This window comes from Curtobacterium sp. VKM Ac-2861, from assembly GCF_013204965.1.
Lineage (GTDB): Bacteria > Actinomycetota > Actinomycetes > Actinomycetales > Microbacteriaceae > Curtobacterium.
Map to the genome: position 1 here is coordinate 131,824 of NZ_JABMLA010000004.1, position 24,752 is coordinate 156,575.

General features: G+C 71.4%; 20 protein-coding genes. 11 read left to right on the top strand and 9 right to left on the bottom strand.

All coding sequences use genetic code 11. The features are described 5' to 3' along the window. Positions 1-34: 34 nt before the first annotated feature. A complete protein-coding gene (locus tag HQQ88_RS11590; protein ID WP_132099603.1) occupies positions 35-1,327 on the bottom strand; it encodes an MFS transporter in 1,293 nt (430 codons plus the stop codon). 56 nt (positions 1,328-1,383) lie between these two features. Between HQQ88_RS11590 and mnmA the strand changes: the two genes are divergently transcribed. The 9 genes from mnmA to HQQ88_RS11635 all read left to right on the top strand — a co-directional run bounded on the left by mnmA (position 1,384) and on the right by HQQ88_RS11635 (position 14,395). Then, positions 1,384-2,490, top strand: coding sequence for a tRNA 2-thiouridine(34) synthase MnmA (gene mnmA, locus HQQ88_RS11595; protein ID WP_123340734.1), 1,107 nt, complete (start codon positions 1,384-1,386; stop codon positions 2,488-2,490). Between the two features lie 66 nt (positions 2,491-2,556). Next, positions 2,557-4,890, top strand: coding sequence for an NAD-dependent DNA ligase LigA (gene ligA, locus HQQ88_RS11600; protein ID WP_173169519.1), 2,334 nt, complete (start codon positions 2,557-2,559; stop codon positions 4,888-4,890). A gap of 182 nt (positions 4,891-5,072) precedes the next feature. Beyond that, on the top strand, positions 5,073-6,440 hold the full coding sequence (locus tag HQQ88_RS11605) for an alpha/beta hydrolase (RefSeq protein WP_173169520.1): 1,368 nt from the start codon (positions 5,073-5,075) through the stop codon (positions 6,438-6,440). Between the two features lie 201 nt (positions 6,441-6,641). Next, on the top strand, positions 6,642-8,972 hold the full coding sequence (locus tag HQQ88_RS11610) for a transglycosylase domain-containing protein (protein ID WP_173169521.1): 2,331 nt from the start codon (positions 6,642-6,644) through the stop codon (positions 8,970-8,972). Between the two features lie 145 nt (positions 8,973-9,117). Continuing rightward, entirely contained in the window at positions 9,118-9,417 is a 300-nt protein-coding gene (gatC, locus tag HQQ88_RS11615) for an Asp-tRNA(Asn)/Glu-tRNA(Gln) amidotransferase subunit GatC (RefSeq protein ID WP_111085021.1), read from the top strand. Continuing rightward, positions 9,414-10,958 carry an Asp-tRNA(Asn)/Glu-tRNA(Gln) amidotransferase subunit GatA gene (gatA, locus tag HQQ88_RS11620; RefSeq protein WP_111085022.1) on the top strand — a complete coding sequence of 515 codons (1,545 nt, stop codon included), beginning with the start codon at positions 9,414-9,416 and terminating at the stop codon, positions 10,956-10,958. Before gatC ends, gatA begins: the two co-directional genes overlap by 4 nt. Next, the gene (gene gatB / locus HQQ88_RS11625; protein ID WP_159573443.1) at positions 10,958-12,463 is read left to right on the top strand and encodes an Asp-tRNA(Asn)/Glu-tRNA(Gln) amidotransferase subunit GatB; all 1,506 of its coding nucleotides are present in this window, start codon (positions 10,958-10,960) and stop codon (positions 12,461-12,463) included. The genes gatA and gatB overlap by 1 nt, the downstream gene beginning before the upstream one ends. A 133-nt stretch (positions 12,464-12,596) precedes the next feature. Beyond that, the gene (locus HQQ88_RS20185; protein WP_173169522.1) at positions 12,597-13,676 is read left to right on the top strand and encodes a type III polyketide synthase; all 1,080 of its coding nucleotides are present in this window, start codon (positions 12,597-12,599) and stop codon (positions 13,674-13,676) included. Then, positions 13,673-14,395: a methyltransferase domain-containing protein gene (locus tag HQQ88_RS11635; RefSeq protein ID WP_173169523.1), complete on the top strand. Its 723-nt coding sequence runs from the start codon at positions 13,673-13,675 to the stop codon at positions 14,393-14,395. Before HQQ88_RS20185 ends, HQQ88_RS11635 begins: the two co-directional genes overlap by 4 nt. 3 nt (positions 14,396-14,398) lie before the next feature. On the opposite strand, the gene HQQ88_RS11640 is transcribed toward HQQ88_RS11635, so the two are convergent. Further along, complete coding sequence (locus HQQ88_RS11640) at positions 14,399-14,845, bottom strand: cytotoxic translational repressor of toxin-antitoxin stability system (RefSeq protein ID WP_185021045.1); 447 nt, start codon at positions 14,843-14,845, stop codon at positions 14,399-14,401. Then, on the bottom strand, positions 14,838-15,281 hold the full coding sequence (locus tag HQQ88_RS11645; RefSeq protein ID WP_123294062.1) for a prevent-host-death protein: 444 nt from the start codon (positions 15,279-15,281) through the stop codon (positions 14,838-14,840). Before HQQ88_RS11645 ends, HQQ88_RS11640 begins: the two co-directional genes overlap by 8 nt. A 93-nt stretch (positions 15,282-15,374) precedes the next feature. On the opposite strand from HQQ88_RS11645, the gene HQQ88_RS11650 reads away from it, so the two are divergent. Then, the gene (locus HQQ88_RS11650; RefSeq protein ID WP_173169524.1) at positions 15,375-16,325 is read left to right on the top strand and encodes a helix-turn-helix domain-containing protein; all 951 of its coding nucleotides are present in this window, start codon (positions 15,375-15,377) and stop codon (positions 16,323-16,325) included. A gap of 111 nt (positions 16,326-16,436) precedes the next feature. Beyond that, complete coding sequence (gene gap, locus HQQ88_RS11655) at positions 16,437-17,441, top strand: type I glyceraldehyde-3-phosphate dehydrogenase (protein ID WP_123294060.1); 1,005 nt, start codon at positions 16,437-16,439, stop codon at positions 17,439-17,441. Positions 17,442-17,600: 159 nt separating this feature from the next. Here gap and HQQ88_RS11660 read toward each other — a convergent pair whose 3' ends face one another. The 6 genes from HQQ88_RS11660 to HQQ88_RS11685 form a co-directional block, all read right to left on the bottom strand. Continuing rightward, positions 17,601-18,689 (bottom strand): N-acetylglucosamine kinase, encoded by a 1,089-nt coding sequence (locus HQQ88_RS11660; RefSeq protein ID WP_367917011.1) that lies wholly within the window; start codon positions 18,687-18,689, stop codon positions 17,601-17,603. Next, on the bottom strand, positions 18,677-19,984 hold the full coding sequence (locus HQQ88_RS11665; protein WP_123340745.1) for a 6-phospho-beta-glucosidase: 1,308 nt from the start codon (positions 19,982-19,984) through the stop codon (positions 18,677-18,679). The genes HQQ88_RS11660 and HQQ88_RS11665 overlap by 13 nt, the downstream gene beginning before the upstream one ends. A gap of 8 nt (positions 19,985-19,992) precedes the next feature. Next, positions 19,993-20,883, bottom strand: a complete 891-nt coding sequence (locus tag HQQ88_RS11670; protein WP_173169525.1) for a carbohydrate ABC transporter permease — start codon at positions 20,881-20,883, stop codon at positions 19,993-19,995. Beyond that, on the bottom strand, positions 20,883-21,923 hold the full coding sequence (locus HQQ88_RS11675; RefSeq protein ID WP_207913218.1) for a carbohydrate ABC transporter permease: 1,041 nt from the start codon (positions 21,921-21,923) through the stop codon (positions 20,883-20,885). The genes HQQ88_RS11670 and HQQ88_RS11675 overlap by 1 nt, the downstream gene beginning before the upstream one ends. After that, a complete protein-coding gene (locus tag HQQ88_RS11680) occupies positions 21,923-23,281 on the bottom strand; it encodes an extracellular solute-binding protein (RefSeq protein WP_216834632.1) in 1,359 nt (452 codons plus the stop codon). Before HQQ88_RS11680 ends, HQQ88_RS11675 begins: the two co-directional genes overlap by 1 nt. Before the next feature lie 126 nt (positions 23,282-23,407). Continuing rightward, the gene (locus HQQ88_RS11685) at positions 23,408-24,649 is read right to left on the bottom strand and encodes an ROK family protein (protein WP_173169526.1); all 1,242 of its coding nucleotides are present in this window, start codon (positions 24,647-24,649) and stop codon (positions 23,408-23,410) included. Between the last annotated feature and the right edge of the window lie 103 nt (positions 24,650-24,752).

Consider the following 24,752-nt stretch of genomic DNA (forward strand, 5'->3'; position numbering starts at 1 on the left):
CGCAGCGCGCAGCGCGCAGCGCGCGGCGCGCGCGTCAGCGCAGCTGGCGCGGCAGGTACCGCGGCACGTACCGCAGCAGCACACCGGCACCGATCAGGCCGAGCACGCCCATCACGCCGCTGGCCACCGCGATCGTCGCGACGGCCGTCACCCCGGAGATCACGAGCGGTGCCGCTGCTGACCCGAAGTCGCCGGTGAAGCGCCAGGCCCCGAGGAACGGCGCCGGGTCGTCGCGCGGGGCGAGGTCGGCGCCGAGCGTCATGAGGATGCCGGAGCCGACGCCGTTGGCGAGCGACATCCCCATCGCGATCCCCACGAACCAGCCGACCCGCGCGTCGAGGTGCCCGCTCCAGGCGAGCAGGAAGTAGCTGACGCTCAGCCCGAGCATGCAGGGGAGTGCGCTCGCCAACCGTCCCCAACGGTCCATGATCTGGCCGCTCGTGTAGAACAGCGCGAAGTCGACGGCACCGGCGATGCCGATGATCAACGCGGCCGTCGAGTCGTTCAGCCCGACACTGACCGCCCACAGCGGCAGGATCACCTGGCGTCCGGCGCGCATCGCGCCGATGAGCGCGGCGCCGCTACCGAGCCGCAGCAGCACGGCCCGGTTCGTGCGCAGGGTGCGGAAGAGGCCGTGCGCCTCCTTGCCGACGAAGACCGCTCCGGTGTCGGTGGACGGCTCGGTCACGCCGGTCGCGTCCGACCCCGACCGGGAGGCCCGTGGCGGCAACCGCAGACCGCGTGCGCCCGTCGCCGGGTCGCGCAGCACCAGGAGCACTGTCGCCGCCGCCAGGCAGCACACGACGTGGATCCAGAAGGCGCTCGCGGTGGTGCCGGTCAGGTGGATCACGCCGGCGGCGAGGAACGGTCCGACGAAGTACCCGAAGCGGAACACCCCGCCCAGGCTCGACAGCGCCCGGGCTCGGATGCGGACCGGGATCGCCGTGGTCATGTAGGCGTGCCGTGCCAGCGCGAACACCGCGGTCGAGACGCCGACCAGGAACACCCCGAGGGCGAGCACCCACGCGTTCGCCGCGGTCGTGCAGACGACCAGGCCACCGACCGACACCAGGGCGGCGCCGATCATCGCGTTCCGCTCGCCGATCCGCGCGACGACGATGCCGGACGGCACGTCGCCGATGAGTTCGCCGACCAGGATGAGCGACGCGACGAAGCCCGCGAACGCCAGGGTCGCGCCGAGGGAGTCCGCGGCGATCGGGATGATCGGGATGATCGCGCCCTCGCCGATGGCGAACAGTGCCGCGGGCAGGAACCCGGACAACAGGACGGACCGGAAGTCGAATGAGTCGTTCCCCGTCGTGGCCATCGCTCGACCAACGGTACGCCAGCGGTACGGGTTCGTCGGCGGGTTACCCTGGAGGCATGCGTGTTCTGGCGGCGATGAGCGGTGGGGTCGACTCGGCGGTGGCTGCTGCCCGGGCGGTCGACGCCGGGCACGACGTGGTCGGCGTGCACCTGGCGTTGAGCCGGATGCCGGGCACGCTCCGCACCGGCAGTCGCGGGTGCTGCACGATCGAGGACTCGATGGACGCCCAGCGCGCCGCGTCCGCCCTCGGCATCCCCTACTACGTGTGGGACTTCTCGGCCCGGTTCAAGGAGGACGTCGTCGACGACTTCGTCGCCGAGTACCAGGCCGGCCGCACCCCGAACCCCTGCATGCGGTGCAACGAGCGGATCAAGTTCGCGGCGCTGCTCGAGAAGGCGCTGGCCCTGGGCTTCGACGCCGTCGCGACCGGGCACTACGCCTCGATCGTCACCGGCCCGGACGGCTCCCGCGAACTCCACCGATCGGCCGCGTGGGCGAAGGACCAGTCCTACGTGCTCGGGGTCCTGACCGCCGAGCAGCTGCAGCACGCGATGTTCCCGCTCGGGGCGACCCCGTCGAAGGACGAGGTCCGGGCCGAGGCCGCCGAGCGTGGGCTGACGGTCGCCCAGAAGCCCGACTCCTACGACATCTGCTTCATCCCGGACGGCGACACCCGCGGCTGGCTCGCCGACCGTGTCGGCAGCGAGACCGGTGACGTCGTCGAGCGCGACGGCACCGTCGTCGGTTCGCACGACGGCGCGCACGGCTACACGGTCGGGCAGCGCCGCGGACTGTCGCTCGGGCGCCCCGCCGCCGACGGCAAGCCCCGGTTCGTGCTCGAGATCCGCCCGAAGGACAACACCGTCGTGGTCGGTCCGAAGGAGGCCCTGGCCGTGTCGTCGATGTCGGGCTCCCGCTTCACGTGGGCCGGCACCGCACCCGCCGACCCGCAGACGCCGTTCGCGTGCGACGTGCAGATCCGGGCGCACGCCGACCCGGTGCCGGCGACGGCGCGGGTGCAGGACGACGTGCTCGTGATCGACGTCGACGAGCCGCTGCACGGGGTCGCCCCGGGGCAGACGGCCGTGGTCTACGTCGGCACCCGGGTGCTCGGACAGTGCACGATCGACAGCACCGTCAGCGCCGTCCCCGTCGACGCCTGAGACCGCCGCTCCCGGGCGGTGGGTCCGCTGCACGCGCCGTCGGTGGCACACGGTAGAACTGATGGCATGAGCGAGACCGACGCCACGTTCGAGACCATCGACCCCGACGGGCTCGACGCCGCCCAGGCCGGGCGCGAGGTCGACCGGCTGCGGGCCCGTATCAACGAGCTGCGACAGGCGTACTACCAGGGCGACAACGGATCACCGGAAGCCGATGCCGACTACGACGTGCTGGTCCGACGGCTCGCCGCGATCGAGCAGCGGTTCCCGGAGCTCCTGACCGAGGACAGCCCGACCCAGACCGTCGGCGGGCAGGCGCAGACCACGCAGTTCGCACCGGTCGAGCACGCCGAGCGGATGCTCTCGCTCGACAACGTGTTCAGCCCGGACGAGCTCACCGAGTGGGCCGTCAAGGTGCAGCGCGACGCCGGTGCCGAGCGTGTCCGGTTCCTGACCGAGCTGAAGATCGACGGCCTCGCGATCAACCTGCGTTACGAGCACGGCCGGTTGGTGTCGGCGGCGACCCGTGGTGACGGCGTCGTGGGCGAGGACGTCACCGGCAACGTCCGGACGATGGGCACGATCCCGGACCGGCTGTCGGGGACGGGCCACCCGCCGCTGGTCGAGGTCCGCGGCGAGATCTTCTTCCCGGTCGCCGAGTTCGACGAGCTCAACGCGAACCAGCGCGAGGCGGGGGAGCGCGTCTTCGCCAACCCGCGCAACGCCGCCGCCGGGTCCCTCCGCCAGAAGGAAGAGGGCAAGTCCGAGGCGAAGCGCGCACTCATGGTCGACCGGCTCCGGCGCTTGCGGATGCTCGTGCACGGCATCGGCGCGTGGCCCGTGCGCGAGCTCGAGCAGGAGACCGACGTCCGCTCGCAGTCCGAGGTCTACGAGTTGCTCGAGACCTGGGGCCTGCCGACGAGCAGCCACTACCGGGTCTTCGACACCATCGACGAGGTGAACGCCTTCGTCCGCTCCACGGGTGACCGCCGCGCCTCGGTCGAGCACCAGATCGACGGCGTCGTCATCAAGGTCGACGACCTCGCCCTCCACGAAGAACTCGGCTCGACGTCTCGTGCACCCCGGTGGGCGATCGCGTACAAGTACCCGCCGGAAGAAGTCCACACCAAGCTCGTCGACATCGTCGTCAGCGTCGGGCGGACCGGGCGTGCGACCCCGTTCGCGGTGATGGCCCCGGCCGAGGTCGCCGGGTCGGTCGTCCGCCAGGCCACCCTGCACAACCAGCAGGTGGTCAAGGCGAAGGGCGTCCTGATCGGCGACACCGTCGTGCTGCGGAAGGCCGGCGACGTCATCCCCGAGGTCCTGGGGCCGGTCGTCGACCTGCGCGACGGCACGGAGCGCGAGTTCGTGATGCCGACGCACTGCCCGGAGTGCGGCACCGAGCTCGCCCCCGCGAAGGAAGGCGACATCGACCTCCGCTGCCCGAACGCGAAGAGCTGCCCCGCGCAGGTCCGCGGTCGTGTCGAGCACATCGCATCGCGCGGTTCCCTCGACATCGAGGGCCTCGGCGAGGTCGCAGCCGCAGCGCTCACGCAGCCGCTGCACCCGGAGACCCCGCCGCTCGTGACCGAGGCCGGGTTGTTCGACCTGACGATGCAGGACATCGTCCCGATCGAGGTGATCGTCCGCGACGCCGAGACCGGCATGGAGAAGGTCGACGACGCCGGTGCCCCGAAGCGCGTGACCCCGTTCAGCCGCGCGCGCAAGAAGACCGACCCGCCGTTCGACCCCGAAGCACGCGGTGCGGACTACACCGGCGAGCCGAGCCGCTTCCCGTCGAAGAACGCGTTCGAGATGCTCGCGAACATCGACGCGGCGAAGACGAAACCGCTCTGGCGCATCATGGTGGGGCTGAGCATCCGCCACGTCGGACCGGTCGCGGCGCGGGCGCTCGCGAACCACTTCGGGTCGCTCGACCGGATCCGCAGCGCCTCGCGCGAGGAACTCGCGGCGGTCGACGGGGTCGGCGGGATCATCGCCGACGCGCTGCTCGCGTGGTTCGAGGTCGACTGGCACCGCGAGATCATCGACCGCTGGACGACGGCGGGCGTGCAGTTCACCACGCCGGACCACCCCGGCCCCGGGGGCGCGGCGATCGAGGGCGGTGTCCTGAGCGGCGTCACGGTCGTGGCGACCGGGTCCCTCGAGGGGTACACGCGAGAGGGCGCGCTCGAGGCGATCATCACCGCTGGCGGCAAGGCAGCGTCGAGCGTCAGCAAGAAGACCGACTTCGTGGCCGCGGGTCCCGGGGCCGGGTCGAAGCTCACGAAGGCCGAGCAGCTGGGGCTCCGGATCATCGACGCCGAGCAGTTCCACCTGCTCGTGACCGAGGGGCCGAGCGCGCTCCCCGAGCCGGAGGTCGCCGCGCCCGAGGGCTGAGCCGGGGCGACGAGCACGACCGCGATGTGGCCGCACACTGCGGCGCGCCGTGCGACGCACCCAGTTCGGGGGACAAGTTGCATCGCGCATGACCGATCCTCGGGCATTCTCCTTACACTCGACAGAGCATCACCCGTCGTCTGCAGGGAGACGGCGGGACGGCCTTCCAGGGGGAGACCCGATTGCTGCTCATCGCCGCGGCTCTGCTCACCGCCTCGATGCACTCGCTCGGAGTGGTCGAGGCCCCCGTCGCGCCTCCGGCCCATGCCGCCACGGCCACCGTGACGGTCGCGCTCGTCTCCGAGCGCGGTACGGTGCCCCAGCCGGTCATGACCGGGGGACAGATCGACGTCGACACGGTCGCCGACGCGCACGGTCGGGCGTTCCTCGACGACCTCGGGGTCCTCGGCGTCGGTGACCTGCGCCGCGCCGCCGCCGACCGCCGTGTCGTGGCGACCGCGCAGGACGACCCGCCCGCGGCGGCCGTCGTCGCGCAGTGGTGGGCGGGACTCGGCGCCGACGAACAGGGCACGCTCCTGGTCCACGCGCCGTCGATCATCGGCAACCTCGAGGGCGTGCCGTACGCCGTCCGCGACCGCGCGAACCGGTCGACCCTGACCACGGGACTCGCCGACCCCGACACCGGAGCCGCGCACGCCGCGATGCTCGGACAGGTGCGGGACTCGTTGCGGCGCGAACCCGGTGACCCGCAGCGGTTCCTCATCACGCTCGACACCCGGGCGGCGGGCCGAGCGGCGATCAGCATCGGAGACCTCGACACGGCGGCGGACGTCACCGTCATCGTCCCCGGGATGTTCTTCACCGTGACCGGGCAGATGGCCGACTTCACGAACACCGCCAACGACCTGGCGAGCGAACAAGCGACCCTCGCGCCGCTGGCGGCCGGTGGCTCCGGCGACGGGACGGGCGTCGCCGTCGTGGCGTGGATGGGCTACCGCACGCCCGACCTGTCGAACATCATGTCGCTCAGCCTCGCCGACTCCGGGGCGCAGCGACTCGAGCGCACCGTCGACGGCCTGCGGCAGATCCGCGACGGCGACCAGCCCCGGCTGAACATCGTGGCGCACTCGTACGGGTCGACGACGGCGCTCATGGCGCTCGCCTCCGGACGGATGAGCGCCGACACCCTCACCGTGCTCGGGTCACCGGGCAGCGACGTCCGGTCGGCGGCGGACCTGGACGTCGCCTCGGACGAGGTGTTCGTCGGTGTCGCGCACAGCGACCCGATCGCCGGGTCCGGGTACTACGGTACGGACCCGGGCGGTTCGTCGTTCGGCGCCACCGTGATGAACCTGGCCGGCGGTGCCGACGCGCTGGCCGCCGGCGACCTGTTCCGCCGTCCGGTCGGGCACAACGACTACCTCAAGCCGGGGACCGCATCGCTGCACGACGTCGCCCTGATCGGGATCGGCCGCGGTGACCTCGTCCGCGAGCAGGTCCGACGCGGCAGCACCGGTGACGACGGTGTCGTCGGTGCGTCGGTCGACATGTACCTGGTCCGTCCGCAGGACCTGCAGCCCCGCGACTGACGGGGCGAGGCCCTGGGCGTGACCGGATCGTGACCGGCGGCCGACGTGCCGGGGCCGCACCGGGCCTCCCGGCCGGATCCGCGACCCCGCGCGGATCGCGACCCGCGACAGGTGTTGCCTGAGCGGCAACCTGAGCGACGGCGCAGCCTCAGTCGGTTCCACGGCAGAACCAGTACAGCCCGCCTCCCTACGGTTCGGGGCATGCGTGTGGTGCGATGGCCTGGTGCTCTCCTGATGTTCGTGGTGATGTCCGTGCTCGCCGGCATGCTCGTCGCCGTCGCGGTGACGCCCGCGGTCGCCGTCGCGGGTGAGGGCACCTCGGGTGCGGTCGCGTTCTTCGAGGACCTGCCGAGTTACCTCGACGTGCAGACGCCGCAGCAGGTGTCGTCGGTGTACGCGACGAAGGGCGGCAAGCAGGTCAAGATCGCGTCGTTCTACGCCGAGAACCGGACGAACGTCGCGGCCGACCAGATGGCGGACACGCTCAAGCAGGCCGCCATCGACACCGAGGACCCCCGCTACTACGACGAGGGCGGCATCGACGTCCTCGGCACGCTGCGCGGAGTCGCCGCGACCGTCGTCGGCGGCGACGTCCAGGGCGGATCGAGCATCACGCAGCAGTACGTCAAGAACGTCCTCGTGCAGCAGTGCGAGGAGCTCACCGGCAAGGACCAGGCCGCCACGGCGAAGAAGGTGGAGGCCTGCTACGAGGACGCAGCCGGCGTCACCCCGCAGCGGAAGCTGCAGGAGATGCGGTACGCGATCGCGGTGAACAAGAAGTACTCGAAGGACGACATCCTGACCGGGTACCTGAACATCGTCGGGCTCGGCGGTCGGGTGTACGGCGCCGAGGCCGGTGCCGAGTACTACTTCGGCGTGCACGCGAAGGACCTGTCGCTCGTGCAGTCGGCCACGCTCGTGGCGATCCTCAACAACCCCTCGAACCTGCGCATCGACGTGCCCGGTGACAAGGCGAACGGGCAGGCGAACGGCTACGCGCTCACCAAGGAACGACGCGACTACGTCCTCCGCCGCATGCAGGCGCACGGGTCGATCACGAAGGCCGAGATGACGAAGGCCATCGCGACCCCGGTCACGCCGAAGATCACCGAGACCGCGAACGGCTGCTCGACCGCGGCGACGAACTACGACGCCGGCTACTTCTGCGACTACGTCCGCGACCAGGTGCTGCAGGACCCGGCGTTCGGCAAGACCGCCGCGGCGCGCATCGCGACGCTCGACACCAAGGGCCTGCAGATCCACACCTCGCTCGACCTCGACCTGCAGGGCCAGGCGCAGACCGCACTGTCGACCTACGTGCCGGCCACGATGGCCGGCGTCGACGTCGGCGGCTCCAACGTCACCGTCGAGCCCGGCACCGGACGCATCATGTCGATGGTGCAGAACACGTCGTACACGCAGGGCGACAACGCCGCAGCGGGGTCGACCGCGGTGGACTACAGCGCGGACTCCGGCTACGGCAACTCCGGCGGGTTCCAGACCGGCTCCACCTACAAGGTGTTCACCCTGGCCGAGTGGCTCGCGACCGGCCACACCCTGTCCGAATCGGTGTCGACCACCGAGCACACGTTCCAGAACTCGGAGTTCACGAACTCCTGCCAGAACGTCAGCGGCGGGACGTGGCCGGTCGCGAACGCCGAGTCCGTGCCGGCGTCGATGACCGTGCAGGCCGCCACCGTCGAGTCGATCAACACCGCCTTCGGCGCGATGGGCAAGCAGCTCGACCTCTGCAAGATCGCGCAGCTCGCGCAGTCGATGGGGATCCACCGCGCCGACGGCGGTGCCCTCGGGCAGACCCCCTCGTCGATCCTCGGCGTCAACGAGCTGTCGCCGATCGACCTGGCCGAGGCCTACGCGGGCTTCGCGAACGGCGGCGTCGTCTGCACGCCGACCGCGATCGACTCGGTCACCGAGTCGGACGGCACGAAGATCACCCCGACGCCGTCGTCCTGCACGCAGGGGGTCTCGGCGGACGTCGCCGGCACCGTCGACTACGCGCTGCAGGGCGTGCTGTCCGGCTCCGGCACCGCCGCCAGTGCGAACCCCGGCGACAGCGTGCCGAAGTTCGCGAAGACCGGCACCACCGACGGCGACGTGCAGAACTGGCTCGTCGCGTCGTCGACGAAGTACACGAACGCCACCTGGATCGGGAACGTGCAGGGGAGCGTGAGCCTGGCGAACTGGCCGTTCCTGCAGGGCACCACCGGGTACAGCGCGAAGTTCGGGGTCGGGAAGTCGATGATGGCGTACCTGGACCAGACGGTCGGCGGGGACGCCCTGCCCACGCCGAGCCAGGCGATGATCGGGCAGGCGAGCCACTCGTCGCAGTCGTCGCAGTCGCAGTCCTCGGCGTCGTCGGGATCCGGTGCGTCGCAGGCCGACCAGTCGACGCCGACCACGCCGACGCAGACCGCTGCACCCGCTGCACCGGCTGCACCGGCTGCTCCGGCGGAACCGGCGGCGCCCGCCGCCACGGCGGCTCCGGCAGCGGGTGACCAGAACGGGAAGTGACGGCTCGGGTCCACGCCGACTGGAGGCCCGTCACCGGTCCGCCGGACCGGTGACGGGCCTCCAGACAGCCGTCCACAGCCGCGCCTGCGTGATCGACCGCAGCCAATAGACTGTCGGACGTCCACGAACCGATCGACGGAGCACCATGCCTGACATCACGAGCGAGCAGGTCGCGCACCTGGCGAACCTCGCACGTATCGCACTCACGCCCGACGAGATCGAGAAGCTGACCGGGGAGCTGTCGCACATCGTCGAGAGCGTCGCCAAGGTCGCCGAGGTCGCGACCGACGACGTCCCGCTGACGAGCCACCCCGTGCCGCTCGGCAACGTCACCCGACCCGACGTCGTCGGCCAGACGCTGACGCAGGAGCAGGCGCTCTCCGGAGCGCCGGACTCCGACGGCGAACGGTTCCGAGTGACCGCCATCCTGGGAGAAGAACAGTGACCGACATCACGCGGATGAGCGCCGCGGCGCTCGCCGACGCCCTCGTGGCGCGCGACGTCTCGAGCGTCGAGGCCACGCAGGCCCACCTCGACCGCATCGCCGCCGTCGACGGCGACGTGCACGCCTTCCTGCACGTCAACCAGAACGCCATCGCCGTCGCGAAGTCGATCGACTCGCGTCGCTCGGCCGGCGACGACCTCGGGCCCCTCGCCGGTGTCCCGATCGCGATCAAGGACGTCCTGTGCACGCAGGACATGCCGACCACCTCGGGCTCGAAGATCCTCGAAGGCTGGATGCCGCCGTACGACGCCACCCCGGTCGCGAAGCTCCGCGCCGCCGGCCTCGTGCCGCTCGGCAAGACCAACATGGACGAGTTCGCGATGGGCTCGACCACCGAGTTCTCGGCGTACGGACCGACCCACAACCCGTGGGACCTCGACCGCATCCCCGGCGGGTCCGGCGGTGGCTCGGCCGCTGCCGTCGCCGCGCACGAGGCACCCATCGCCCTCGGCTCCGACACCGGCGGCTCGATCCGTCAGCCCGGCGCGGTCACCGGCACCGTCGGTGTGAAGCCGACCTACGGCGGGGTCAGCCGCTACGGCGCGATCGCCCTGGCGTCCAGCCTCGACCAGATCGGCCCGGTCGCCCGCACCGTCCTCGACGCCGCGCTCCTGCACGACGTCATCGGCGGGCACGACCCGCGCGACTCCACCTCGATCCCCGACGCCTGGCCCTCGATGGCCGCCGCCGCCCGCGAAGGACTGCAGGCGGACACGCTGCGCGGCCTGCGCGTCGGCGTGGTGAAGGAGCTCGCCGGTGGCGACGGCTTCCAGGCCGGGGTCACCCAGCGCTTCCAGGAGACCGTCGCGCTGCTCGAGTCGGCCGGTGCGGTCGTCGTCGAGATCGACGCCCCGTCCTTCGCCTACGCGATCAGCGCCTACTACCTGATCCTGCCGGCCGAGGCCTCGTCGAACCTGGCGAAGTTCGACTCGGTGCGCTTCGGCCTGCGCGTCACGCCTGAGAACGGTGCGACGGTCGAGGACGTCATGGCCGCCACGCGCGAAGCCGGGTTCGGTCCCGAGGTGAAGCGTCGCATCATCCTCGGCACCTACGCCCTGAGCGCCGGCTACTACGACGCCTACTACGGCTCGGCACAGAAGGTCCGCACGCTCGTGCAGCGCGACTTCCAGGCCGCGTTCGACCAGGTCGACCTGCTCATCAGCCCGTCGGCCCCGACGACCGCGTTCCCGATCGGTGAGCGCATCGACGACCCGCTCGCGATGTACCTCAACGACCTCACCACGATCCCGGCGAACCTGGCGGGCGTGCCCGGCATGAGCATCCCGAACGGCCTCGCACCCGAGGACGGCCTGCCCGTCGGCGTCCAGCTGATGGCCCCGCAGCGCGAGGACGCCCGCCTGTACCGCTACGGTGCGGCGCTCGAGCGTCTGCTCGAACAGCAGTGGGGAGCCCCGCTCATCGACCGGATCCCGGACCTCGACCAGAGTCAGCAGTCGGCTGCGCAGGAAGGTGTGATCTGATGGCGCAGAAGGACGCGCTCATGGACTTCGACGAGGCACTGGAGCGCTACGAGCCGGTGCTCGGCTTCGAGGTGCACGTCGAACTCGCGACGAAGACCAAGATGTTCTCGGACGCGCCGAACTTCTTCGGCGGCGAGCCGAACACGAACGTGACGCCGGTCGACCTCGGGCTGCCCGGGTCGCTGCCCGTCGTCAACGCGCAGGCCGTCCGGTACTCGATCCAGCTCGGGCTCGCGCTCGGCTGCTCGATCGCCGAGTCGTCGCGGTTCGCCCGGAAGAACTACTTCTACCCGGACAACCCGAAGAACTACCAGGTCTCGCAGTTCGACGAGCCGATCGCGTTCGAGGGCGAGGTCGAGGTCGAACTGGCCGACGGCACGATCTTCAACGTCCCGATCGAACGCGCCCACATGGAAGAGGACGCCGGCAAGCTGACGCACGTCGGTGGTGCCACCGGCCGCATCCAGGGTGCCGAGTACTCGCTCGTCGACTACAACCGCGCCGGTGTGCCGCTCGTCGAGATCGTCACGAAGCCGATCTTCGGTGCCGAGCACCGTGCCCCCGAGCTCGGTGCTGCGTACGTGCAGGTCATCCGCGACCTCGTGCGTGCACTCGGTGTCTCCGAGGCCCGCATGGAGCGCGGCAACCTGCGCTGCGACGCCAACATCTCGCTGCGCCCCCGCGGCCAGGAGAAGCTCGGCACCCGCACCGAGACGAAGAACGTCAACTCGTTCCGTGCCGTCGAGCGTGCGATCCGCTACGAGATCCAGCGCCAGGCCGCGATCCTGGCCGACGGCGGCTCGATCACGCAGGAGACCCGTCACTGGCACGAGGACACCGGCCGGACATCGGCCGGCCGTCCGAAGTCGGATGCCGACGACTACCGCTACTTCCCCGAGCCCGACCTGCTGCCGGTCGTGCCGGACCCCGCGGTCGTCGAGGAGCTCCGCGCGTCCCTGCCCGAGGCACCGGTGGCTCGCCGCCGTCGCCTCAAGGGCGACTGGGGCTTCGCCGACCTGGAGTTCCAGGACGTCGTGAACGGTGGGCTGCTCGACCAGGTCGAGGGCACCGTCGCCGCCGGCGCTGCGCCGCAGGCCGCCCGCAAGTGGTGGACCGGCGAGATCAGCCGGGTCGCGAACGCCCAGGACGCCGAGCCCGGCGACCTCGTGTCGCCGCAGCACGTCGCCGAGGTCATCGCGCTCGTCGAGTCCGGCGACCTGACCGACCGCCTGGCACGCCAGGTGCTCGAGGGCGTCATCGCCGGCGAGGGCTCGCCGGCCCAGGTCGTCGAGGCCCGTGGGCTCAAGGTCGTGTCCGACGACTCGGCGCTCACCGCCGCGGTCGACGAGGCACTCGCCGGCCAGCCGGACGTGCTCGCGAAGATCAAGGACGGCAAGGTCCAGGCCGCCGGCGCCATCATCGGTGCCGTGATGAAGGCCATGAAGGGCCAGGCGGACGCTGCCCGCGTCCGCGAGCTCGTGCTGGAGCGCGCGCAGCAGGCGTAGTCGCCGTTCCGTGCAGTTCCGTTCCGCGGAACCAGGTTCCGGACACAGCACCGTGGGAAACCACGGTGCTGTGTCCGTTCCGCGGTGTGGGAGAACCTGGGGACGCGTCAGCGACCCGGTGACAGGATGAGTCGTGTCCGCAACGATCCGCGCCATCGGAACCGCCGTCCCGGAGACGACGCTCGAGCAGGCTGCCGTGCGAGACCTCTTTGCTGCGCAGCCCGAGCTCGGTCGTCTCGGCCGGCGGCTCGTCCCCGCAGCCTTCGACGCCTCGGCGGTCGAGCACCGGCACACCGTGCTGGCCGAACTTGACCGGAGCCGTCCAGCGGGTGCGTTCCGCGACACGGACGGCGCGCTGCACTCGCCCTCCACGGGCACCCGCAACGACCGCTACCGCGAGCTCGCGCCGCCGCTCTTCGTCGAAGCTGCTCGTGACGCGTTGGCCCGCGCAGACGTCGACGCGGCCTCGGTCACGCACGTCATCACGGTGTCGTGCACCGGATTCACGCAGCCCGGCCCGGACCTGGACATCGTGACCGAGCTCCGCCTGCGCCGTGACGTCTTCCGCCATCACATCGGGTTCATGGGGTGCTGCGCGGCGTTCCCGGCGCTCCGGATCGCGGCCGCGTTCGCCGAGGCCGACCCGGCCGCGGTCGTGCTGGTCGTCTGCGCCGAGCTCTGCACCCTGCACGTCCGCGCGAGCGACGACCCGGACCAGATCGTCGCGAACAGCGTCTTCGGGGACGGTGCCGCCGCCGTCGTGGTCACCGCCGACGGCCCCGGCCTGCGCCTCGACGCGTTCGCCACCGCCGTCGTGCCCGAGAGCGCCGGCGAGATGGCGTGGAACATCGGCGACGAGGGCTTCGAGATGGTCCTGAGCACCGCGGTCCCCAAGCTCGTCGGCAGCAGCGTCGCCGAGGCCGTCGCGTCGCTGCTCGACGGACCGGCCGCCGACGTGCCGGTGTGGGCCGTGCACCCCGGTGGACGTGCGATTCTCGACCGCACGCAGCAGGCGCTCGACCTGCCGGACGCGGCGATCGCGGCGAGCCGGGCGGTGCTGCGCGACCACGGGAACATGTCGAGCGCGACCGTGCTGTTCGTGCTCCGCGAGGCCCTCGACGCCGGGATCCCGGACGGTGCTGCCGTCGTGGCGCTCGCCTTCGGCCCCGGTCTCACGGTCGAGAGTGCGCGACTGACCATGGTGCGCACGTGAGCCGTCCCGACGGCGGCTCCACGGGCCTCCCGGTCCTCGACCTGCGCACGCGCGCGGTCGACCTGACCGAACTCATGGACGACCCGGACTGCGACCCGCACGCGCTCGCGCGGACCTTCCGGCGCTTCGCGCTCGTCAACGCCCTGGTGAGCGGCTGGCGTTCGGCGTGGCGGACCCACGTCGTGCCGGCCCTGCCGGTGCACGGCCGCGCCCGGGTCCTGGACCTCGGGTGCGGCGGCGGCGACCTGGCCCGGGCCGTCGTGCGGTGGGCGGCGAGCGACGGGTTCGACGTCGAGGTCGTCGGGGTCGACCCGGACCCGCGGGCGATCCACGCGGCGAACCGACGGGCACCGCGGGGTGTCACCTTCCGGCAGCAGTCAAGCGGTGACCTGGTGACGGCGGGCGAGCGGTTCGACGTCGTGGTGTCGAACCACGTCCTGCACCACCTGGGCGACGACGAGCGGAACGGGTTCCTGGCGGACTCGGAGGCGCTCGCGTCGGGTCGCAGCGTGCACTCGGACATCCGTCGGTCGCGCGAGGCCTACCGGGCGTACGCGCTGGCGTCGCCGCTGGTGTCCGCGGGGACCTTCGTCCGGGTCGACGGCCTGCGGTCGATCCGTCGGTCCTTCACCCTGGCGGAACTGCGGGACACGCTGCCGACCGGGTGGCGAGCGGAACGGGCATCGCCGCACCGGGTGCTGGCCGTCCGCGACGCCTGACGATCAGGACGGCTCGGCCGCCCGGCGCAGGAGCTCGGCGTGGAGTCCGGCAGCGCCGGCGGGTCCGAGGTCGAGGATCTCCGACTCGGGCACACCGAGGTCGTGGAGTGCCCGCACCAGGTACAGCGGGAGGGCGTTCGCGGGCGCCGGGTGCACGGGGCTGCCCCGGTCCGGCAGCGTGCCGTCGTCGACGCAGCGCCAGAAGGCCGGTGCATCGACCTGCAGCTGGTGGCGCAGGACGTGCGCCCACATGCGCGCACCGTAGGTCGACCGGTCGACGGGCTTCGAGATCCGGGTGCGCAGGACGCGTGCGTCCCAGAGCACGAGCTCGTAGGTGCGATGGTGCCGGACGGGCTGACCGGTGGCGCCGCGCACCAGTGTCCAGCGCTCGGTCGTGCAGAACGTGTCGTGGTGCTCGCGGTTCGGAGCAGGGTGCCTCGGGCTACTCACCGCCGCGCTCCAACCAGTCGCGCAGTTCGGCGTCCGTGGACAGCTTGACCAGTTGGACGAGCGCCCACGCGTCGTGGTGGTTCGGGGCGTGCTGGAGACGGTCTTCCCAGTCGACCGCGTACTCCCGCAGCGACAGGGCGAGGTCGTCGAGTGCGTCGTCGACGTCCGTCCCCTGGGCGACGAACGGGCGCCCCTCCATGAGGGCGACGACCGCGCCGGCCTCGCGGAAGACACTGACCCGCGGGGAGACGGTTCGGAAGAAGTAGTCGCGAAGCCGGTCGACGGGCAGCATCGCGGAGACGGCGCCGTCGCGGGCGACCGTCACGGTGCGGCCGGTCGCCGTGGCGTCGAGCATGTCCTTGAAGTGCTCGCGGGCGCGCGAGTACGTGGGGTAGTCGGCTGCGATGGGCACGAGGGCCTCCGGTGAGTACGGCACGTACGGAGCGTACGTGGTGTGCTGATCCTACGGGAGGGGGCTGACAGATCTGTGGAGAACGCGAGGGTGACGTGTTCGGCTAGCGTCGCCGGTATGGCCCGGACCCCACTGCACCGCGTCGCGGTCCTGGTCCTCGACGGCGCGAAACCGCTCGACGTCGGGATCCCCGCGCAGGTGTTCTCGAACCGGCCGAGCATGCCCTACGAGGTGCGGGTCTGCGGCCCCCGGTTCGGTCGGATCACCGGCGGCGACGGCTTGGCCTACGCGGTCGACCACGGGCTGGAGGCACTGGACTGGGCCGAGACCGTCTTCGTGCCCGGCTACCGCCGCCCGTCGGACTCGGCGCCGCCAGCAGACGTCGTCGCGGCACTCGCGCGGGCCCACGAGCGCGGCGTCCGCATCGCGGCGATCTCCACCGGGGCGTTCGCGCTCGCGGCAGCCGGGCTGCTCGACGGCCGCCGGGCGACGACGCACTGGCACTACACGCGGGTGCTCCGTGAGCGGTACCCCGAGGTGGACGTCGACGAGGACGTGCTGTTCGTCGACGCGGGCTCGGTGCTGACCAGTGCCGGCGCCGCGAGCGGGATCGACCTGTGCCTGCACATCGTCCGACAGGACCACGGCGTGGCGCTGTCGAACCACGTCGCGCGACGGCTCGTCAGTGCCCCGTACCGCAGCGGCGGCCAGGCACAGTACGTCCCGCGGAGCGTGCCCGAGCCGCTCGGCGACGTGTTCGCCGACACCCGGGAGTGGGCGCTCCGGCACCTCGCCGAGCCGCTCACGCTCGAAGCGCTCGCGCGCAATGCCACGGTGTCGACCCGGACGTTCTCACGCCGGTTCGTGGAGGACACCGGGTACACGCCGATGCAGTGGGTGCTGCGGGCGCGCGTCGACCTCGCCCGGGAGCTCCTGGAGCAGTCGGACCTCGGCGTCGACCAGGTGGCCGAGCGAGCGGGCCTCGGTTCCGACGCGAACCTGCGGACGCACTTTCGGCGGATCCTCGGGACCTCGCCCTCCGAGTACCGCCGGACGTTCCAGGACTGACCGCGCCGACGCGGCGGTGGTGGCGACATCCTTTCGGACACTGGCTTCCCTGCCACTGGAGCCGCGCCTCCCGGCCCGTGAGCATGGACCACGGAACGAAAGGAACTCCACATGACCCGCATCGCCATCAACGGCTTCGGCCGCATCGGCCGCAACACGCTCCGCGCACTGCTCGCACGGGGCGGTGACGACCTCGAGGTCGTCGCCGTGAACGACCTGACCGCCCCCGACACGCTGGCGCACCTGTTCCGCTACGACTCCGCCCTCGGTCCGTTCGACGGCACCGTCGAGGTCGACGGCGACACGCTCGTCATCGACGGCCGCCGCGTCCGCGTGCTCGCGTCGACCTCGCCGGCGGACCTGCCCTGGGCCGAACTCGGCGTCGAGGTCGTCCTCGAGTCCACCGGACGCTTCACCGCACGCGACGCGGCAGCCGGCCACCTGACCGCAGGCGCCCGACGGGTCCTGATCAGTGCGCCGGCCACCGGAGCGGACGCCACCATCGCGTACGGCGTGAACTCGGACACGTTCGACCCGGCCGTGCACACGGTGATCTCGAACGCGTCGTGCACGACCAACGCGCTCGCACCCCTGGCATCGGTGCTCGACGACCTTGCGGGCATCGAGCACGGGTTCATGACCACCGTGCACGCGTACACGCAGGAGCAGAACCTGCAGGACGGGCCGCACCGCGACCTGCGTCGGGCCCGCGCTGCCGGCGTGAACATCGTGCCGACGACGACCGGGGCGGCCAAGGCCATCGGGCTGGTGCTGCCCCGCCTGGAGGGCAAGCTGTCCGGTGACGCCATCCGCGTGCCGGTGCCCGTCGGGTCGATCGTCGAGCTGAACACCGTCGTGTCGCGGGACGTGACCGTGGACGAGGTGAACGAGGCCTACCGCGCCGCGGCTGCCGGTCCGCTCGCCGGGGTCCTGGCGTTCACGGTCGACCCGCTCGTGTCGACGGACATCACCGGGCGGCCGGAGTCGAGCATCTTCGACTCGCTGCTCACCCGCGTCGACGAGGGCCGGCACGTGAAGGTCGTCGCCTGGTACGACAACGAGTGGGGCTTCTCGAACCGCGTGGTCGACACGCTCGGGATGCTGGCGCGGGCGTAGGCGCGCGGGGCCGCCGCCGGAGTCGGCGGTCGGTCCGCGCAGGGTTTGTGCCGCGAGAGCGACAGTCTGTCGCGAATGTTCGGCGGCAGACTGTCGCTTTCGCGAGGGGATCGTGCGGGCGGGCGGGCGCCGCCGCGCCCGCGCGCGCCCGTGCGCGCGTCAGCGGATCAGCGCGGTCGTGCTCGCGAAGGCCCGGGACCGCACGGCGTCGCGGTAGCGCTCGAGCGCCGCGTCGTCGGCGTCGACCGACTCCAGCGCCGCGAGCCCTGCGCCGAGCACCGGGGGATCGGTCACCCAGGTCGGCACCGCTCCGGGGACCCGGGCAGCGAGCCCGTCGACGACACCGTCCACGAGCAACGGGTGCCGAGCAGCGAGCACCCCGCCGCCGAGCACGACGGGCACCGGCTCGGCCGCCGAACCGCCGAGACCCAACCGCTCGAGTGCGACCGCGGCGAGCAGGACGATCTCCTCCGCCTGCCGCTCCACGACGCTCCGGGCCACCGCGTCGCCGGCTCCGGCCACGTCGAACAGCACCGGGCAGAGCCGGTTGAACACCCGCTGGTCCAAGCGGCCGAAGTGGATGGCCTCGGTGACCTCGCGGACGCTGCGCAGGCCCACCGCCGCCGGCACCGCGCCGACCAACGCCGTCGACGGGCCGCGACCGTCGTCGGCCCGAGCCGCGTGCCAGAGCGCCCGGTTGCCGAGCCACGCGCCGCCACCCCAGTCGCCGGAGACGTCCCCGATGGCCGGGAACCGTGCGGTCGTGCCGTCAGCCCGCACCGCGAGGGCGTTGATCCCGGTGCCGCACACCACGGCCGCGGCGTCGGGGGACAGGGTGCCGGCCCGCAGCAGCGCGAACAGGTCGTTGTCCAGGACGTGCGGTTCGCCGCCGTCATCGGCCCAGTGCGCGAGGGCCGCGGTCGCCGCGACGAGCTCGTCGTGCAGGTCGAGCCCGGCCAGGTACACGTGCGTCGTGCGGATGCGGCGGTCACCCAGCTCGCTGACCACCCGCGCACGGACGTCGTCGAGGATCGGGCCGGCGAGGTCCCAGCCCCGCGTCTGCGGGTTCGACCCCGGACCGCGCGCGTGCCCGACGATGGTCCCGTCGAGCGCGATCGCGACGACGTCGGTCTTGCTGCCGCCGCCGTCGACGGCGAGCACGACGTCGGTCGCGTCCGGTGGGACCGGCGCGGGCGGACGGGAGGCTCGGGCCGGGCCCGCCTCGCCGGTCCGGCTCAGCCCGCCCACGTCACCTGCTCCGATCGCGCCCACGGGATGTGTTCCGCGTTCGCGGCCAGGAGCAGGTCGGTGAGCTGCTCCGCCTTGTCCACCTGCCCCACGAGCGGGTGCGCCCACATCGCACGGAGCACCCGGTCGCGGCCACCGTGCACCGCGGCGTCGAGCGCGAGCCGCTCGTACCCGGCGACGTGCGACACGAGACCGACCATGTCCGGGTCGAGCGGGGAGACCGGCAACGGCGTGATCGCCTGGCGGGTGACGCGCGACGGCACCTCGATGACGTGGTCGTCCGGCAGGAACGGGAACGTGCCGTCGTTCCGCACGTTGAGGACCTGCACGTCGCCGCGGTCGCCCAGGATCGAGGACAGCACGTCGATCGCCGCCTCGGAGTAGTAGGCGCCGCCGCGCTGCTCGAGTTCGGCGGGCTTCGTCACGACGGACTCGTCGGCGTACTTCGCGAGCAGGGCCCGCTCGGTCTCCATGACGGCCTCGGCACGGGTGGGCTCGTGCAGCTGCTCCTGCAGCACGATGTCGTGCGAGTAGAAGTACCGCAGGTAGTACGAGGGGATCGCGTGCTGCAGGCGGAGGAGGTCCGGGTGCATGTGCACGCTCTCCGCCGTCCGGCCGAGGGCACCGTCCGACTCGGCGAGCAGGTCCGCCATGACGTCGCGCTCGACGCCGTCCGCGCCCGTGACGTGCACGCCGCGCTCCCACGTCAGGTGGTTCAGGCCGACGTGGTCGAGCCGGACGTGGTCGGGGGCGACGCCGAACTCCTTCGCGAAGCGTCGCTGGAACCCGATCGCGACGTTGCACAGGCCGACGGCGCGGTGTCCGGCTTCGAGCAGGGCGCGGGTGACGATGCCGACGGGGTTGGTGAAGTCGACGATCCAGGCGTCCGGCTTGGCGTGCTTCCGGACGAGTTCGGCGTACTCCAGGACCACGGGCACGGTGCGGAGCGCCTTCGCGAACCCGCCCGGACCGGTGGTCTCCTGGCCGATGCAGCACGCTTCGTGCGGCCACGTCTCGTCCTGCTGGCGTGCGGCCTGCCCGCCGATGCGGAGCTGGAACATGACGGCATCGGCGTCGGTGACCCCGGCGACGACGTCGTCGGTGACGTGGATCGTGCCGGGGTGGCCGGCGTGCGCGAACATCCGCTTGGCGACACCGCCGACGAGTTCGCGGCGCACCGGGTCGGGGTCGACGAGCCAGAGCTCGTCGATGGGGAGCTGGTCGCGGAGCCGGGCGAAGCCGTCCACGAGTTCGGGGGTGTAGGTGGATCCGCCACCGACGACTGTGAGTTTCACTGGAGCTGCTATCCCTTCACGCCGGTGAGCGCGATGCCCTCGACGAATGCCTTCTGTGCGAAGAAGAAGATGATGACGACGGGGACCATGACGACGACGGTCATCGCCATCGTCATCGACCAGTCGGTGCCGTGCTGCCCGCGGAACGTGGCGAGCCCGTACGCCACCGGCCAGGCGGCCTGGTTCTCGGACGCGTACAGGAGCGGGCCGTAGTAGTCGTTCCACGAGTGGAAGAACATGAAGATCGCCGCCGACGCGATGCCCGGGCGGGCCATCGGGACGACCACGCGCCAGAGCACGCCCCACTCGCTGCAGCCGTCCATGCGGGCGGCGTCGCCGTACTCCTTGGGGATGGTCATGAAGAACTGGCGGAGCAGGAAGATGCTGAACGCGTCGCCGAGCAGGTTCGGCAGGATGAGCGGCCACAGGGTGCCGGTCAGGTGCAGGTGCGACCACATCACGTAGACCGGCACCGCGGTGACCTGCGGCGGCAGGAGCATCGCGACGATGATCACCGTGAAGATCAGGTTCGCGCCCCTGAACTTGATCTGGGCGAGCGCGTAGGCCGCCGGCACCGAGCTGAGGAGCATGAACGCGGTGGCGAGGACGGCGTACATCGACGAGTTGCCGAACCACTGCGTGAGCGGCAGCTCGGTGAACACCCGCGCGTAGTTCGAGAAGTCGAACGGCCGGGGCACGATCGACGCCGTGAGGGCCTGGTTGCTCGACATCAGCGAGGTCAGGACCACGAACACGATCGGGGCGATGGTCAGGACGCCGAGGGCCACCAAGGCGGCGTGCTCGGCGATCCACACGAGCGTGCGACCGCGCGGCCTGCCGGCGCGGGGAGCGGAACCCCGGGGCGCCCGGGCGAGCGGGGACTGGGACACAGCGGTCATCAGGACTCCTCCGGCCGGAACACACTGATCCGACGCATCGTGAAGACGAGCACCACGGCGGTGATCACGAACAGGACCACGGCCATGGCGGACGCGTAGCCGAACTGGAAGTTCGCGAACCCGTGCTGGTAGAGCAGCTCGGTGTACGTGAGCAGCGAGGTGCCCGGGTAGCCGAGCTGGGCGGCGGTCCCGCCACCGATCGTGGCCTTGCCGCTCGCGACGCCCGAGGCGACGGCCGCCTCGGTGAAGTACTGCAGCGCGGCGATCACCCCCGTCACGGCGGCGAACCCGATCACCGGGGCGATCGTCGGCAGGGTGATGTGCCGGACCTGCTGGACGCCGTTCGCACCGTCGAGCGACGCGGCTTCGTACAGGTCGCGCGGCACGTCGAGCAGTGAGGCCAGGAAGATGATCATGATGTCGCCCATCACCCAGACGCCCAGGATCACCAGCGAGGGCTTCGACCACGCCGGGTCGTTGAACCACAGCGGGCCGTCGATGCCGAAGACCCGGAGGATCTGGTTCACCGGCCCGGTGCCCGGGTTGAAGAGGAAAACGAACGCGACGACGCTCGCGACCGGCGGGACCAGGGCGGGCAGGTAGAACAGCGTCCGCCAGAACCCGGTGGCCGTCTTGGCCCGGCTGAGCAGCCCGGCCACCAGGAGTCCGCACACGATCCGGACCGGCACCAGGATGACGACGAACCACAACGTGTTCACGACCGCGGGCCCGATCTGCGGGTCCTGGGTGAACAGGAACTTGTAGTTCAGGAACCCGACGAACTCGGGCTCCTGCAGCTGGTTGTAGCGCGTGAACGAGTAGAAGATCGACGCGACGAGCGGGTAGGCGAAGAAGATCACCAGGCCCGCCAGGGCCGGCGCGAGCATCGTCAGGGCGACGAGGCGGCGCCGGGACTCTGCGGAGCGGGGCCGACGTCGCGGAGCCGTCGGGGGCACCGGACCGGACCCCGTCGGGCCCGTGGGCCGGGCGGCGCGGGCGAGCCGCGCCTCCCGGCCGGTCGTCTTGGTGGTGAGGCTCATCACGGACCAGCCAGCTGGTTCGCGTTGTCGATGTCGGAGTCCAGCTTCTTCAGCTTCGCGTCGAGGTCGCCGCCGTTCTGCTGGTAGGCCTGCCAGAACTTCGTGAAGGTGCCGATGTAGGCGGCACCGTCCGCGGTGCCCGGCGAGGTCATGGTGTCGTTGTTGCCCGCGACGTCGACGAAGGTCTTGTAGTTCTCGTCGACCTCGAGGTCGGGGGACTCCAGCGCCGAGGTGAGCGTCGGGATGTTCTTCAGACCGTTGCCCATCGTGACCTGCGCGTCGGTGTTGGTGGACAGGTACTTCAGGAGCGCCCACGACAGCTCGGGGTTCTTGGACCCCTTCGCGATGCCCGCGACGTTGCCCGCGATGTAGGTCGAGCCGTAGTTGCCGAGGCCGTCCATCACCGGGGTCGGGGACGTGCCGTAGTCGAGGTCCGGCTTCTGGTCCTTGAGGAACGCCGTGCGGTACTCGCCGTCGATCTGCATCGCGACCTGACCGGTCTGGAACGCGTTGTCGGCCGCGAACTCCTGCCCGAGGCCGGACGTGAAGGCCTTGAGCTTGTCGTAGCCGATCTCGTCGACGAAGCCCTTCTGCCAGGTGATGAGCTTCTTCCACGCGTCGGACGTGCCGATCACGCTGTTGCCGTCCTTGTCGAGCCACGAGCCGTCGACCATCGGCGCCCAGTGCTCGGGGGAGTTCTCGTAGAAGTCGATGAGGGGGTTGAAGCCGAGCTGCTTGATGGAGCCGTCGGCGTTGTACGTCGTCAGCTTCAGTGCGTCGGTCTTGAGTTCGTCCAGTGTCTTCGGCGGAGTCGTGATGCCCGCCTTCTCGAGCAGCGGCTTGTTGTACATCAGGGCGCTGACGTCGGCGAGGGCCGGCAGGGTGCAGCGCGTGCCCTTGTACTGCGTGTAGGACTGCACCGCCTTCGGGATGTCGGACAGGTCGACCTTGTCGCGCTTGATGTACGGCGACAGGTCGCGGAAGGCACCCGAGGAGCAGAAGCTGCCGACGATCGCGGTCGAGTACGACAGGCCCACGTCGATGTTCTGGCCGGACGAGATCGCTTTCTGCAGCTTCTCGTCGTCCTGACCGGCGTGGATGTCGACGGTGACGTCGGGGTTGGCCTTCTCGAAGCCCTCGACGGCGGTCTTCACGACGCCGGCTTCACGGCCGGTGAAGAAGTGCCACAGGGACACGGTGCCCTTGAGCTCCTTCGGGGCGCTCTTCTCGATCGAGTCGGCGCTGCTGCCGGAGCTGCAGCCGGCGACGACGAGGGCGCCGACGGCGGCGACGGCCGTGGCGGTGGCGATGCGGCGGAACACCCGGCGGCGCGGGACGTTCGGTTCGGGGAGGGACAAGGCGGTACTCGCTCTCTGGTCTCGCTCCGTCGCCGTCCGTTTCCGGGCGCTGCCCGTTTCCGGGCGCGACGAAGAGCCCTGTGACAGGGCTGGGTGATGGTGCCTCGAGTGGTGCGGGTGGAACGTTCAGGGGCGCTCGACGGGGTCCGGCGTCGGGGCATCGTCACTGATGCGCTCGAGCCGGTCCGCGAGCGCGGTGCGGACGACGTCGATGAGGACATGCCGCGCACCGTGCAGGACGGGGGTGTCGGGGACGCCGGGCGCGACCACGGCGGTGGACCAGCGCGAGCGGGTCCGGAGCCAGGCGGTCACGGCGGCGGCCAGGGCGGGGCCACCGGCGATCCCGGTCGGGCCGTGCAGGACGACCGTCTCGGGATCGGCCACGGCGAGGGCGGGGAGCACGTTGTGCCCGACGCGCTCGCCGAGGGCGACGGTGAAGGGGTGCTGCTCGGGCAGGCCGGGCAGCTGCGGGAGCACCTGGCGCCAGTCGGCTGCGGTGCCGTCCGGTGCCGTGATCCCGTGCTCGGCGGCCAGGGCGATGATCGCGGACTCGGAGATGAGGTCCGCGACGATCGTGGCCGTCGGGTCGATGGAGCGTGCGTCGGCAGGCACGCTGAGGTAGCCGATCTCACCCGCGGCACCGGAGGCGCCGGTGTGCAGGTGACCGTGCAGATCGAGGGCCATGCCGAGGCCCTCGGCCATCCAGAAGAGCGCGAACGACCCGGGAGCCCGACCGGCGCCCATGTTGCGTTCGGCGATGGCAGCGAGGTTGGCGTCGTTCTCGACGACGACGTGGACGCCGAGCTCGGCGGAGAGGGTCGCGCTGACCTGCTCACGAGGCCAGCCGGGTAGTCCGTCGGTGAAGATGAGGGTGTCGGTGGCGTGGTCGACACTCGCCTGCACGCCCACGGCGACGGCGGTGACGAGCTCGGGGTCCACGCTGGCCGCGGCGGCTGCGCGGGAGATCGCTGCGGCGACGATGTCGGCGCCGGGGGAGCGCACCTCGGCCTCGGACATCCGGTGCGTGGCGACCGGGAACGTGCGGCCGGCGGCGTCCACCACGGTCGACCGGACGTCGACGAGCTGGACGTCCACCGCGACACCGAGGTCGCGGTCGGTGATCGCTTCGTACACGACGGCGCTCGGCCCGCGACGCCCGGCCTGGGTGTCCGTGCCGGCCTGGCGGATGAGCGCAGCCGACTCGAGCCGGCGGATGATCTCGGCCGCGGTGGGCTTGCTGAGCCCGGTGCGCTGCGCGATCTCGTTGCGCGTGAGCGGGCCGTCGTCGAGCAGCAGCTCGAGGGCCGCCCGGTCGTTCAGGACGCGCAGCAGACCGGGCTGGCCGGGGGTGCGTCCTCGTGTGGTCATGTCGAGGACTGTAACGGACAACCTTCTTTACTGAAAGGTTTGTTTACCGATTCGAAACACGCGTTCTGCTGCGCGAAACGTACCGCCTCGACCCAGGCGCGCC